The following is a 13,681-nucleotide window of genomic DNA, read 5'->3' as shown; positions in this document are numbered from 1 at the left end:
CTGCCCCACTCGGTGTGCGACGGCGACCACACCGGCCTGATCGCGATCCATTCTTTGTCGAAGAGCTCGTCGCTGGCCGGGTACCGGGCCGCGTTCGTCGCCGGGGACCCCGAGCTGATCGCGGAGCTGTTGGCCGTCCGCAAGCACGCCGGGATGATGGTGCCGACGCCGGTGCAGGCGGCCATGGTTGCCGCCCTGGACGACGACGCCCACGAGCTGGCTCAGCGGGCGCGCTACGAACGGCGCCGCGCGGCCCTGCTGCCCGCGCTGCGTTCGGCCGGCTTCGCCATCGACCATTCCGAAGCCGGCCTCTATCTGTGGGCCACGCGCGGTGAGCCATGCCACGACAGCGTCGCCTGGCTGGCGCAGCGCGGCATCCTGGTGGCGCCGGGTGATTTCTACGGGCCGCGCGGTGCCCAGCACGTGCGGGTTGCGCTGACCGCCAGCGACGACCGGATCGCCTCCGCCGTGCAACGGCTCGCCTAGCCGAAAGCCCGCACCGTCCGGGCGCCCGAGCGTGCACAATGCATCGGAGGCGTTTGTTCCCTGGGTAAGGACGGTGCTAGTGACCAGTTCGACCGGCAAGCTGCGCATCCCGCTCTCGCTAGGAGACATCACCAAGCGGGTGTTCCTGGGCAAGCCGCTGATCACCGAGGATATCGCCTCCGAGAAGCTGTCGAATCCGGTTGCGCTGGGCGCACTTTCGCCCGACGCGGTCTCCTCCGTCGCGTATGGTCCCGAGCAGATCCTGATCGAGCTGTTGCCCCACGCCGGGCTGGCCGCATTCCTGCTCCTGTTGCCCATCACCGGTGTCATCCTGCTGATCCTGGTGCTGGTGGCCGCGTCCTATCGGCAGGTGGTCATGGCCTACACCCGAGCCGGCGGCTCGTACATCGTCGCCCGCGACAACTTCGGGCCCAGGGTGGCGCAGATCGCCGCCGCGGCGCTGTTGATCGACTATGTGGTCACCGTGGCCGTGCAATCGGCGGCCGGCACCGTCGCGGTGGTGTCGGCGATCCCCGTGCTGGGGCCGTACAGCCTGGAACTCACCGTCGCTGTGGTGTTGGCCATCTGCTACGCCAACTTGCGCGGCCTGAAGGAAGCGGGGTTGCCGTTCGCGGTGGCGACCTATTCGTTCATCGTCATGGTCGGTCTGACCATCGTGGTCGGCGTCGTCCGCGCGGTCGTCGGTAACCTGCCCGTCTACGATCCCGCCCGCATGGCCGGAACCGTGCCGGTGCACCAGGGGAACGGGCTGGTGCTGGGCGCCACGATCCTGGTGCTGCTGCGTGCGTTCGCCAACGGCGGTTCGTCGCTGACCGGGGTCGAGGCGATCTCCAACACGGTCGATTACTTCCGTAAACCGCAGGGCCGCAACGCGCGCCGCGTGCTGACCGCGATGGCCACCGTCCTGGGTCTGCTGCTGGCCGGAGTCGCCTACCTGGCTCACGCCACCCACGCCACACCCTATCTGACGGAGTACCCCTCGGTCTTGTCGCAGATCGGCCGGGCCGTTTTCGGCAAGGGCACGATGGGCGACGTGTTCTATGTGATGGTGCAGGCCGCGACGGCGGCCATCCTGTTCACCGGCGCGAACACCAGCTTCAACGGCTTTCCGGCCCTGGCCAGTTTCGTCGCCGAAGACCGCTTCCTGCCCAGGCAGCTCACCAAACGTGGCCACCGCCTGGTGTTTTCGAACGGCATCATCACGTTGACGGCGCTCTCGGTCGCCTTGCTGGTGACCACCGGTGGCTCGGTGAACGCGCTGGTGCCGTTCTACGCGATCGGCGTGTTCACCGGCTTCTCGATGGCCGGCTACGGCATGACCAAACACCATCTGACGCATCGGGAACCGGGCTGGCGACGTCGGCTGGCGATCAACCTGTCCGCGGCGATTCTGTCGACGATCGTGGTGGGTATCTTCGCGGTGGCGAAGTTCACCGAGGGCGCTTGGCTGGTGGTCGTCGTCTTCCCCCTGTTGGTGTTCATGCTGACCCGGCTCAACCGCGAATACCGCGCGGAGGCAGCCATTCTCGAGATGTTCCGCACCGACCGCCCCGAGCTGGTGAAGTACTCGCGGCACCGGGTGTTCGTCTTCGTCGACTCCGTCGACCTGGCGGTGATCGAGGCGTTGCGCTACGGCAGGGGACTGCGGGCCGACGAGCTGATTGCGGTGCATTTCATGGTGGACCCGGCCCATGCGGCGCTGCTGCGAAAGCGTTGGGACCATTTCGAACTCGACACTCCCCTGCGGATCGTGGATTGCCCCGACCGCCGGATCAGCCGGTCCGCGCAGCTGCTGGTCGCCAAGGCGCTTGACGAGGAGGCTCGCACCAATGTGACGGTGCTGCTGCCGCGACGGACTTTCGCCCGGCTGTTGGGCCGGGTGCTGCACGACCGCACGGCCGACAGGATTTCGCGAGCGGTCAGCCTCATCCCCGACGCCGCGGCGACGATCGTGCCCTACGACGTCGAATCGCGGATCAGGGAGGCCTATCCCGACACCTTGGAGCAGCGGATCGGGCAGGGGATCGACAAGATCGAGGCATGGGTGTCCCAGGACGAGGATCAAAAAGTCGACGCCTACGAACACCCGGAGCGGCCCCGGTCGGTGATCATGGTGGCCGGCCTGATCTCCGGACAGCGCGCCAGTGTCGAAGGGCGGGTCAGCGAGGTCGAAGACGTCACCACCCGCGGCCGGACCCACCGGCAGATCGTCATCGGGGACAGCACCGGCGAAATGAGTGTCACCTTCCGCCCGGGCAACGGGGGCGCCGATATCCAACCCGGTCAGGTGCTCCGGATCACCGGAAAGGCTCGCCAGGCCGGCACTCGGGCCATCTCCATGCTCGATCCGGCGTATCAGATCATCGAGGATCCCGCGGAGGACGCCGAGTCCGAGGACTCCGAACAAACCAGCGATACGTAGCGCCGCGCCCGCTCGGCGATCTACCCGCGCGAGGGCGGTGCCGAACTCCTGCATAGCATCGCCGGAGCGAAAATAAACCCTCGTAAATTGGCCATCTTTACTTGTGGACTGGTTCTAATCCGGATTGATTGATAAACAATATGGGTAGGTGCGTGGCCAGGATCGATGCGGCGAGGTTGCCGCGCCTAAGCCGGGTGTCGGTGATCGGCGGGCACAGTCGCTGTCGAGCGGACGTGGTGCCGGGCTTGACCGCCGGTGCAGCGAACGGTGATGCGAAGGATGGTAAGCGGCAGTTAGGGTTCCGCCACCGCCCGTCATCGAGACGGTCGATCCCGGTTTCGTGCACGCCTCCACGCGCGGCCGAGTGAACAGGAGCTGAAATGGCCAACAACATCACTTGGCACGAGCATCAGATAAGCCGTGCCGAGCGCGAGGGCCTCAATGGGCACAAAGGTTGCGTCATCTGGTTCACCGGCTTGAGCGGCAGCGGCAAGAGCACGGTGGCCAACGTCGTGGAGCAAAAGCTCTATGAGCGGGGCATTCGCAGCTTCCTGCTGGACGGCGACAATGTCCGCTACGGGCTCAATGCCGGTCCGGAACTGCTCGAAGAGCGCCACGGGCCCGAGTTCGCGAAGCGGTTCGGCCTGGGATTTTCCGCCCAGGATCGCGAGGAGAACATTCGCCGGATCGGCGCGGTCGCGAAGCTGTTCTGCGAATCGGGCGTCATCGCTTTGACCGCCTTCATCAGCCCTTACGTTCGTGATCGTGACGCCATTCGGGCCACCTTGCATGACGGCGATTTCCAGGAGATCTTCATCGATACCCCGATCGAGATTTGCGAGCAACGCGATCCAAAAGGGCTCTACAAGAAAGCCCGGGCCGGCGAGATCAAGGGATTCACCGGAATCGACGACCCCTACGAGGCGCCGGCGCGGCCGGAACTGCGGCTCGAAGGCGGCAGCAAGGACGCGGACACGCTGGCCGAGGAGGTGATCGCCCACCTCGAGCAGGTTGGCGTCATCTCGGCCGCGGTCCGCCGAGACGCTTAGCGGACAGCCCGGCAGCGACGGCGTCGGGAGGCGTCCCGTCGCCGATTACCGAAACGAGGTCATTCATGAGCTACCAGGGTCATAACGGCAAGCCGATCGTGGAGCGGGTGTCGACGGACAACGCGGCGAGTCAGATCAAAGGGCTGCCACGCATCCCGATCCCGAAAGCCACCGCGCACGAGGTGATCAGCCTGTCGTACGGCTTCTTCACCCCGCTCTCGGGGTTCATGGGCCGGCGCGAAGTGGATGGCACACTGGACGACTTCCAGCTGCCCGACGGCACGCTGTGGAGCATCCCGATCGTCTTCGATCTGTCCGCGGAAGACGTCGAGAAGCTCGGGGTGAAAGAGGGCGAACGCGTCGTGCTCGAATATCTCGATGCCCCGATGGCGATCTTCGAGGTCTCCGAGATCTACGAATACGACTTGGAGCGCATGGCCGAAAAGACCTATGGGACGACCGATCCGCGGCACCCGGGCGTCAAGAAGACGTTGGCTTACGCGAACCGATTCATCGGCGGCGACATCACGCTGATCAACGAGCCCGTGTTCAACGAGCCCTTCAAGAGCTTCTGGCTGACACCCAGGCAGCACAAGGATGCGCTCGCGCAAAAAAACTGGAAGCGTGCCGTCGCCCACCAGACCCGAAACGTTCCGCACACCGGTCATGAGGCCTTGATGAAGCAAGCGTGGCTGGCGGCCAATGAGGACCAGCCCGTCGACAACCTGAACACGGGTGTGCTGGTCAATGCCATCATCGGCCAGAAACGTGTCGGAGACTATATCGACGAGGCGATTCTGTTGGCGCAGAACGAATTGCGGACCAGTGGGTATTTCCGCGAGGATGTCCATCTGGTGTCGTTCACGCTGTGGGACATGCGCTACGCGGGACCCAGAGAGGCCATCTTCCACGCGATCCTGCGGACGAACCTCGGCTGCACACATCACATGTTCGGGCGGGACCACGCCGGCGTCGGGGATTTCTACCACCCCTACGACTCCCAGAACATCCTCAAGCAACACCGCAGCGAGCTTGGGATCAAACCGGTGTTCCTGCGGGAGAATTGGTACTGCCCGGTGTGTCAAGAGGTCACCAACTCGGCGTTGTGCGGCCACGATGAACAGTCGCAAAGCTTCAGCGGCAGCCTGATTCGCAGCATCCTGACCGACGAGGTCAAGCCGACCCAAAAGGTGATGCGGCACGAGGTGTTCGAAGTGGTGATGGACAGCGCCGCCAAGTACGGCCAGGGTTCGCCGTTCGTCACCGAGGAGTATCTGAAAGACAGACTGCCGGTCTTTACGCTGAACCAATTGGAGAACTCATGAGCACGGGTGAGAAGAAGATCAAGGTCAACGTCTGGATCAACGAGGAACGGCTGGAAGCGCTGGCCAACGCCGGAATGGCGGACCGGGCGATCGAGGCGTTCGCCGGCATGAAGCTGCTCGAGATCTACACCACTGGAGAGCAGAAAGACGTTCTGCTGCAGCGCTTTCCCGGGGCGAAGTATGACTCGGCCACCACTGGTTCGATCGAACTGCTCCCGAAGCAGGCCAAGGACAGGCTGCTGGAGCTGTCCATCAAGATGCACTCCACCGGCCCGGATGTGGTGGGGCACTTTCTCGAGGAAGCCGAGACGGCGAATAGCAAATAGGAGGGGGCCGTCCGGGGGCTCCCGTGCCGATACGCGGGCGCGAGGGAGCTGGTCAGTTACTTTCTTAGGACCCTTAGTCCCAGCGAGAACAGCAGTCGCACCTCGGGATCGGCCAGCGACGTCGACAGCAACTTCTCGATCCGGCGCACCCGGTAGCGAACCGTGTTCGGGTGCACTCGTAACGATTGCGCGGACGCGGCGATGTCCCCGAAGGCATCGAGATAGGTCCGCAGCGTCTCGGCCAGCACCGGATCGTCATCGCGCAGCGCCATAATCCGAGGATCGATCAATCGCTCGTCGCTACCGATTAAGGTCACGATTTCGTCGAGTAGGACGGTGGTGCGCGCTTCGGCCAACGACGTCACCCGTCCGAACGAAATCGGATGTCGCTCAGCGCTGTCCAACACGCGATCGACTTCGACGCGCGCCGCGGCGGCCCGGGCAAGGCCGGCGACCGGCGAGGCGATGACCGCCCTCAGCTGCACCCCAAGTTCGGCGCGTATGGCGCCGACGGTGCCGTGCACCCACGAGGTGACCGCCCGATTGTGCGTCTGCGGGAGGAGCACATACGTCCGCGCCCCGGCCGAGGCGACCTGAGCGTCGTGCCGAAAAGCGCTGGCGCTCAGCGCAATAACGTCAGCAAGCCGAGCGTGACGGGGAGAACTGTTCGCCGTGTCCCAACCGATCAGGGCCGCGTCGCCGTCGACGGCTAGACCGAGTTCGCGGGCAACGGCGGCCACGTCGACATGCGCGAGGGAATCGGCATCGGCAAGGCCGAGAAGTTGCTGCACCCGGCGGGCATGCGTGGACGGCCGGGCCGCCAACCGCGACATGATGCGGGCGGCCAGCACGGCGGCACCCCGGATCATTTCCTCGGCGTCCTCGGAGAGCGGTTGCGAGCCTTGCTGTACCCAGATGGTTCCGGCGAACACCGAGGATCGCCGCGCATCGGGCGCGGGCTGATGCACCCCGACGGCCAGCCGCGGGCGCAGCCCCAACTCAGGCCGCTCGGCGACGCGGACGACGTCGCTTCCCGACCGCAACGCATCGAAGATGCCCCACTGACCGATCCACTCGAGATGCTCGGGCGGACCCGCCCTGCCCAGGATGGAGAGGCGGCGCAGTTCGTCGGCTTCGTCGTTGGAGGCCGAATAGGCCAGGACGTGTGATTGCGCGTTTTCGATGCTGACCATGCCGTGAATGCGCTCGGCGAGCGACTGCGCCAACCCGAACAGGTCGGTGCCCGAGTCATCCATCGCGTCCGCGCGGTCGCCGTGATGCTCCAGGACGTGGTTGACCAGCTGGTAGAGCCGCTCCCAGCGGGCCTGCGGGTCGGCGGCCACCACGGCCGAGCCCACCGCAACCGCCTTGGCCACCAAGGCATCCGACGGTTCTTTGACGAAGATGGCCACCGGCACGCGTTCGCGCGCCTGCTTGTCCATCCACCGCACGGCCTGGTCGTCGACGATTCCCAACAGGAAAAAGACGTCGGCGGAACCCGCCGCGGCCGCCAGCCCGAGTCGCACGTCGTCGGAGTCGAGCAACGCCACCGACGCCACCGGCAGGTCGAGGCCCCGGGGCGCGTCAACCAGGCTCACCAGGGTCGCGTCCAGCGCAAGTAACAGCTGTCCCAGCCTCACAGCCGCCATGTTGTCCGATGTTACTACCAAGAGCCGTAAGTATTGTCCGATCAGCTAATTCACCGCGCGCCCGCCGCGAGGATCGTTGCAGTATGGACGCGATAACCCAGGTCCCCTTGCCGGCCAACGAGCCGGTCCACGACTATGCACCGCGCTCTCCGGAGCGCATGCGCCTCAACGCCGAACTGGCCGCGCTGATCGATCAGCCCATCGACCTCCCGCATGTCATCGGCGGTACCCACCGGATGGGTGACGGTGAGCGCATCGACGTCGTCCAGCCGCACCGGCACGCCGCGAAGCTGGGCACCCTGACCAACGCCGGGCACGCCGACGCGACGGCGGCGATCGAGGCGGCGATGTTGGCGAAAAGCGGCTGGGCGGCAATGCCGTTCGACGAGCGGGCGGCGGTGTTCCTGCGCGCCGCGGACCTGCTGGCCGGGCCGTGGCGAGAGAAGATGACCGCCGCGACGATGCTCGGCCAATCCAAGTCGGTCTACCAGGCCGAGATCGACTCGCCGTGCGAGCAGATCGACTTCTGGCGATTCAACGTGACTTTCGCGCGGCAGATCCTGGCGCAGCAGCCGATCAGCGGGCCGGGGGAGTGGAATCGCAGCGAGTACCGGCCCCTGGACGGCTTCGTGTACGCGATCACGCCGTTCAACTTCACCTCGATTGCGGGCAATCTGCCGACCGCGCCGGCACTGATGGGCAACACCGTGGTGTGGAAGCCGTCGATCACCCAGACGTTGTCGGCCTATTTCACTATGCGGTTGCTCGAGGCGGCGGGATTGCCGCCCGGGGTGATCAACCTGGTGGCCGGAGACGGCTTCGCCGTTTCCGATGTGGCGCTGGCCGATCCGCGGCTGGCGGGCATCCACTTCACCGGGTCGACGGCGACGTTCCAGCATCTGTGGCAGCGGGTGGGCGCCAATATCGGCGGCTACCAGAGTTATCCGCGGTTAGTCGGGGAGACCGGCGGCAAAGATTTCGTCGTCGCGCATGCCTCGGCGCGCCCGGAGGTGTTGTGCACGGCGTTGATCCGCGGCGCGTTCGACTACCAAGGACAGAAGTGCTCGGCGGCGTCGCGGGCCTTCGTACCGCAGTCGGTGTGGCGCCGCATGGGTGACGACTTCCTGGGCAAGACCGCTGCGTTGCCCTACGGCGACGTCACCGACCTGACCAACTTCGGGGGAGCGCTGATCGACCGGCGCGCCTTCATCAAGAACGTCGACGCCATCGAGCGGGCCAAGGGCGCGCCGCACGTCACGATCGCCGTCGGTGGCGAATACGACGACAGCGAAGGCTATTTCGTGCGTCCTACGGTGTTGCTGTCCGACGATCCGACCGATGAGTCATTCGCGACGGAATACTTCGGCCCGCTGCTATCGGTGCACGTGTACCCCGACAACGAGTACGAGCGAATCCTCGGCGTCGTCGACACCGGTTCTCGGTACGCGCTGACGGGCGCGGTCATCGCCGAGGACCGCGACGCCGTGCTCACCGCCCAGGAACGGCTACGGTTCGCGGCCGGCAACTTCTACATCAACGACAAGCCTTCCGGCGCGGTCGTCGGGCGCCAGCCGTTCGGGGGATCGCGTGGTTCGGGCACCAACGACAAAGCCGGATCGATGCTGAACATGTTGCGCTGGACGTCGCCTCGCACCGTCAAGGAGACCTTCGTTCCCGCAATCGAACACACGTATCCGCACATGGGTGCCGACTGATGACCGGACTGTTCGCCACCACCCTGCGGCCGGCGATCATGGCCGCGAGCCGCCGAGAAAGCTTGCGCCGCATCGCCGAGCGGCTGTCGGTCACCCGTAAGGTGGTGCATCGATTCGTTCCCGGAGAGACGATCGATTCCGTGCTGAATAGCCTGGCAGTCCTGCGTGATTCGGGCCGATTCGTCAGCGTCGACTATCTGGGCGAGGACGTCGCCAACGCCGACGACGCCGATGCGGCCGTGCGGGTCTACCTGGATCTGATCGACGCCTTGGGTGGGCTCGGTGGGATGAGCGGCGTAATCCGGCCTTTAGAGGTCTCGGTCAAGCTGTCGGCGTTGGGACAGTCGCTGGAGCGCGACGGGCACAAGATCGCGCGGGAGAACGCCTGGTCGATCTGCGCCGCCGCCCAGCGTGCCGGCGTGTGGGTGACCGTCGACGCCGAGAATCACACCGCCACCGATTCCACCCTGCGCATCGTGCGCGACCTGCGCACCGAATTTCCTTGGCTGGGCCTGGTTCTGCAGGCGTACCTGCGCCGCACCCTGGATGACTGCCAGGAATTCGCCGCCTCCGGCGCCCGGGTCAGGCTGTGCAAGGGCGCCTACGACGAACCCGCCGCGCTGGCCTACCGCGAGCCCGCCGAGGTCACCGACTCCTATCTGGCTTGCCTGCGGGTGCTGATGGCCGGGGCGGGCTACCCGATGGTGGCCTCCCACGATCCGGAGATCATCAGCGCGGTGCCGACGATGGTGCGCGAATCAGGCCGCCGCAGCGGCGAATTCGAATACCAGATGCTCTACGGCATTCGCGACGACGAGCAGCGGCGTCTTGCCGCGGCGGGCAACCAGCTGCGGGTGTACGTCCCGTTCGGCACCCAGTGGTACGGCTACTTCATGCGGCGGCTGGCCGAGCGGCCGGCCAATCTGGCGTTCTTCCTGCGGGCCCTGGCGCAGCCGTGACGATCGCAAGAAGCCGGGCGCAGCGGGCCGTCGCTACATTTGCGGCCATTGAGTGTGCGTCGAGGGCTTCGCGTGTGCAGTCAGTGCGACGACATGCCGACGGTCGCGGCCCCGGCCGCACAGCCAAAGCCCGTAGTAGGTAATAACTCCCGCCTTGGCGCCTGACGCGCGAGCCTTGCGCGGCTCGATGAGGTCGGCCACGATCCCGATGGGAGCCTAGTGGACGAGACCGGCGCAACGATCACCGTCACCGTCGCCGCTCCGCGCTAGGAGATGGTGCTGCGGGGCACCGCTCGGTCATTGGGCGGGGGCGTGTTCGGGGTAGCGGTGGGGGCATTGCTGGGAGCACTACTCGGGGCACTGCTCGGAGCGTTACTCGGGGCGCTACTGGGAGCGTTACTCGGGGCAGCGCTTGGGGCGTTACTTGGGGCACTGGCGGCACTGGTCGGGGCGCTACTGGAGGAACTGTCGGACGAAAGCGCTTGGGGGCAGTACGCGGTAGCGGCGATTGCCGTGAACTTGGCCGCTTTATCGTCACTAAGTGCGGAGTCCTTGGACTGGATTGCCTTCGCGATATCAGCCATAGCCGTGCCACCATCGGCGGCGTGGCACACGTAGTGGGCTGCCGTTATTGTCTGTCCCGGGTCCGAAAAGGTGAAGCCGGCCGCTTGCAGTGAAGCGATGAACGCGTCGTCGGTGCTATCGGCGCGCGCGGGTACGCCCATGCCGACGATGACGGCAAGGCTTGTCAGGGCCGCGAGTAGTAGCTTCATGGGAGTCACTTGTCCCGTAATCGTCGCAGAGCGGCGATCGCCCCGCATCTTGTGCGACAACTTCCCTGGCGTGGCCCCACGACGGGGCACGGGCTTCCGCCCCGAACCCAACCACATGCCCGGCCGCGCCGCGATCACCCCAAACGGCACATCCGAGGTACGCAGCGGGCCGAATGTCGCGGGCCGAATTGGTCGGTGTCCCGGGTCAACGGTCAGCGCGGGTCGGTGGATCGCCGAATGACTGTGATTCACCATCGATCTCGGGTTCGCTCTAGGGATGAGGGCTGTTGGTGGGCGGCGCAGGCGGGGTGGCGAACAACTCTGGGTCGGCCATGGTGACGCTGGTTGGTACATCGCCGGTCCGGGTCGCGACCACCGGGGTTCGGTACACCATGCCTTGATTGCCGCATTCATTGGTGAGAACGGTTTCGGTCTGAACGCCTCGGAGTGTGCCGTCAGGCTGTGGGTCCAAAGTCCAACTTAGTGTTGAGGTATCGGTGGCTGTTCCGCTTGTTCCGCGGCACTGTTCTGGTGGATGAATGTAAGGCGTGTCCTGCCAGTGACCGTCCGCGAAGCGGAGAACACGTGCACCACCTTTGGCCTCGTTGTGGTTGGTCTCGGCCAGGCGGGAACCTGTGGCGACGCATCCTGTGGCAGTGCAGGACGAACGAAACGCCCACCAGTTGGTGGTCTGAGTGGTTGTGGGATCGCCGGTTGTTGGAGCGCCGTTGGCCGTTTGCTTTGCCCAGTCGTAGTCCACGCGATAGGTGCCGTCGAGGGCCGGACCCGCAGCGGCTGTTGCAGGGGTGACGGCGGACGGGCTGGTAGTGATTGCCGCCGGGTCGGCCACGGCGACACCACGCGGCACATCGCCCTTCCGCGTCAACACCAACGGGGTTCGGTACACCGTTCCTTGATCGCCACAATCATTGCTGAGAACAGTATCGGTTTGAACGCCTCGGAGCGTGCCGTCGGGCTGCGGCTCTAAAGACCACGTAACCGCTTCGGTCTCGGCACCTGCTGAGATTTTTCCGTTATCAGCCAAGCACCGCTGTTGCTCGACTTTGTCCTGATGAGTCACGGCCCGCCAGTGACCGTCGACGAAGTGCAACTCGTTTGTATCGCCTGGCGTGCGCGCCACTTGAGGGTCGTGGTCGTTCAGCCTGGTCCCCGTGGCGACGCAATCCGGAGGTGTGCACCAAGAACGAAACGCCCACCAGGCCTTGGGCGCATCGGTAGCGGGGTCGATGGTGCCATTCTTGGTTCGCTTTGCCCCGTCGTAGTCCACGCCATAAGTGCCGATGAGCACCGGACCCGGAGCGATAGCGGCTGGGGTGCTGGTCGGGGCGAAGGTCTGATGGTTGATCATGTATCCGACCATCCAGCCCATGACGGTAAGCACGACCGCCGCTGCTGCCGCCCCGAGCAGGATCTTGCGCCGCCGGTGTCCCAGGCCTTCCCATCCCGACTGCGCGGACGCCGAATGCGCTGTCGCGCCGGGTCGTCGATCCGGCGCCGATCTGCTGGGCGGTTCGGGGTTGTCTTGCCCCGGGGCGCGGCGCACAGCGCCGAAGAACTCCCGCGGAGCGGCGCCCCGACCAGCGAGCGCGGTGGCGAAATGGCGGCACAGGTCGAACCGGTCGGCGGGGTCCTTGGCCAGGGCAGTCGATAGCACTTCGTCGAGTTGCGCCAAATCGGGGCGCCGATCAGCGAGCTTCGGCGGTGTTGCGTTGAGGTGTCGGCTGATGACAACCACCGGGCTGGAATGCTGATACGGCGGCGCACCCGTAAAAAGGTCAAAAGCGGTGGCGGCCAGCGCGTACTGGTCGGCGCGACCGTCAATGCCCGAGCCCAGTAATTGTTCGGGTGCGCAGTAGGCGACCTGCTCCGCGGTGAAATTTGCGGCGGTCAGTCCGCTGATCTCGCCCTGTGGCCGGGCTATTCCCAAGCCGGCCAACAGAATCCGCTGTTCACCGTGTCCTGGATTGGTGAGCAAGATGTTTTCCGGTCTGACGTCGCAATGCACTAGGCCCCGCTGGTGGGCGTAGTCGAGCGCGTCGGCCACCGCGGTCACGATGTCGTACACGTCATGTGCCGGCATCCCGTCCGGGCAGTGTTCTTTCATCAACTGCGCGGCGTCGGCGCCTTCGACATAGTCCATCGCGATCCACAGTTGGCCATCGAACTCGCCCCGGTCGTGTACGCCGACAATGTGCGGATGGTAGAAGGTGGCGGCCAGATCGGCTTCGCGGTAGAACCGGGCCCGGAACTCAGTGTCAGCTGACATCTGCACCGGCAGAATCTTGAGCGCGCGTGGGCGCGGCAAATCTGGGTGCTCGACCAGATAGACCTCGCCCGTCGCCCCGGAACCCAGCAGCCGCACTACCGTGTATCCAGCGAAGGTTGCACCGTTTCTCAACCTCATCTTGGGACCGTACCAAGGTATGGCTCGCACTTCAGCGCAACTTTGTCGGAGTCCACGTGCGCGACCGAAGCTCGAGTTGGCAACCACCAGCAGAAGCCCCACGCCGCAGCACCACGTCGGTCCACTCCCACAGAACGGCATCACCGAGGGAGTGCGGCAGGTGCGCGGCACCTCGCACAATCAGGTCGACAACGTCGAACACGTGCTGGTCACGTCCGGCACCGGCGTGCCCACCAGCGGGCTGATTCTCGCACCGGCCGGCTGAGGGGAACCGTGGCGTTGGGTGTGAAACCTCGGCGGACAAAATCGGCGTGTCGCCGCCGGGTGTTCACACTCAGAGCCGTGAGCGCACAGTCGGTGGCTCTTGCACGTCAACGCGGGATTCGCTCCAAGTCTTGAGCTCGCTGCACCGGCGGACGCTGTTGCGGGTCCACCTCGGGCGGCCGGTCGACCCGTGATGCCGTTCTGTGGGAGTGGACCGACGTGGTGCTGCGGCGTGGGGCTTCTGCGGGTGGTTGCCAACTCGAGCTT

Annotated in this window: 10 protein-coding genes and 1 pseudogene; 8 read left to right on the top strand and 3 right to left on the bottom strand. The window is 65.5% G+C overall.

Features of this window, described 5'->3' with window-relative positions; translation table 11 throughout:
- The 5 genes from A5652_RS24325 to A5652_RS24305 form a co-directional block, all read left to right on the top strand.
- Positions 1 to 486: aminotransferase class I/II-fold pyridoxal phosphate-dependent enzyme (locus A5652_RS24325; RefSeq protein ID WP_156745525.1), on the top strand; the 486-nt coding region annotated here is incomplete at its 5' end.
- A gap of 79 nt (positions 487 to 565) precedes the next feature.
- Positions 566 to 2,929, top strand: coding sequence for an APC family permease (locus A5652_RS24320; RefSeq protein WP_067358050.1), 2,364 nt, complete (start codon positions 566 to 568; stop codon positions 2,927 to 2,929).
- A 380-nt stretch (positions 2,930 to 3,309) separates the two neighbouring features.
- Positions 3,310 to 3,978 (top strand): adenylyl-sulfate kinase, encoded by a 669-nt coding sequence (gene cysC, locus A5652_RS24315; protein ID WP_067358047.1) that lies wholly within the window; start codon positions 3,310 to 3,312, stop codon positions 3,976 to 3,978.
- Between the two features lie 65 nt (positions 3,979 to 4,043).
- Positions 4,044 to 5,303, top strand: a complete 1,260-nt coding sequence (gene sat, locus A5652_RS24310) for a sulfate adenylyltransferase (protein ID WP_067358044.1) — start codon at positions 4,044 to 4,046, stop codon at positions 5,301 to 5,303.
- Entirely contained in the window at positions 5,300 to 5,629 is a 330-nt protein-coding gene (locus tag A5652_RS24305) for a hypothetical protein (protein ID WP_067358040.1), read from the top strand. Before sat ends, A5652_RS24305 begins: the two co-directional genes overlap by 4 nt.
- A 56-nt stretch (positions 5,630 to 5,685) precedes the next feature.
- On the opposite strand, the gene A5652_RS24300 is transcribed toward A5652_RS24305, so the two are convergent.
- Positions 5,686 to 7,278, bottom strand: a complete 1,593-nt coding sequence (locus tag A5652_RS24300; protein WP_067358036.1) for a CdaR family transcriptional regulator — start codon at positions 7,276 to 7,278, stop codon at positions 5,686 to 5,688.
- 83 nt (positions 7,279 to 7,361) lie between these two features.
- On the opposite strand from A5652_RS24300, the gene pruA reads away from it, so the two are divergent.
- Together pruA and A5652_RS24290 are read left to right on the top strand one after the other, a co-directional pair.
- Positions 7,362 to 8,993, top strand: coding sequence for an L-glutamate gamma-semialdehyde dehydrogenase (gene pruA / locus A5652_RS24295; protein ID WP_067358032.1), 1,632 nt, complete (start codon positions 7,362 to 7,364; stop codon positions 8,991 to 8,993).
- The gene (locus tag A5652_RS24290) at positions 8,993 to 9,952 is read left to right on the top strand and encodes a proline dehydrogenase family protein (protein WP_067358028.1); all 960 of its coding nucleotides are present in this window, start codon (positions 8,993 to 8,995) and stop codon (positions 9,950 to 9,952) included. Before pruA ends, A5652_RS24290 begins: the two co-directional genes overlap by 1 nt.
- Before the next feature lie 266 nt (positions 9,953 to 10,218).
- On the opposite strand, the gene A5652_RS27235 is transcribed toward A5652_RS24290, so the two are convergent.
- Together A5652_RS27235 and A5652_RS29040 are read right to left on the bottom strand one after the other, a co-directional pair.
- The gene (locus A5652_RS27235; protein WP_232001399.1) at positions 10,219 to 10,677 is read right to left on the bottom strand and encodes a DUF732 domain-containing protein; all 459 of its coding nucleotides are present in this window, start codon (positions 10,675 to 10,677) and stop codon (positions 10,219 to 10,221) included.
- Between the two features lie 319 nt (positions 10,678 to 10,996).
- Positions 10,997 to 13,150, bottom strand: coding sequence for a serine/threonine-protein kinase (locus A5652_RS29040; protein ID WP_082984060.1), 2,154 nt, complete (start codon positions 13,148 to 13,150; stop codon positions 10,997 to 10,999).
- 133 nt (positions 13,151 to 13,283) lie between these two features.
- On the opposite strand from A5652_RS29040, the pseudogene A5652_RS27230 reads away from it, so the two are divergent.
- Positions 13,284 to 13,415: pseudogene (locus A5652_RS27230) on the top strand (lipid-transfer protein); the annotation flags it as partial.
- Positions 13,416 to 13,681: the final 266 nt, after the last annotated feature.

The organism is Mycobacterium sp. 1165178.9, from assembly GCF_001673555.1.
GTDB lineage: Bacteria > Actinomycetota > Actinomycetes > Mycobacteriales > Mycobacteriaceae > Mycobacterium.
This window is presented reverse-complemented; position numbering and strand designations above follow the sequence as displayed.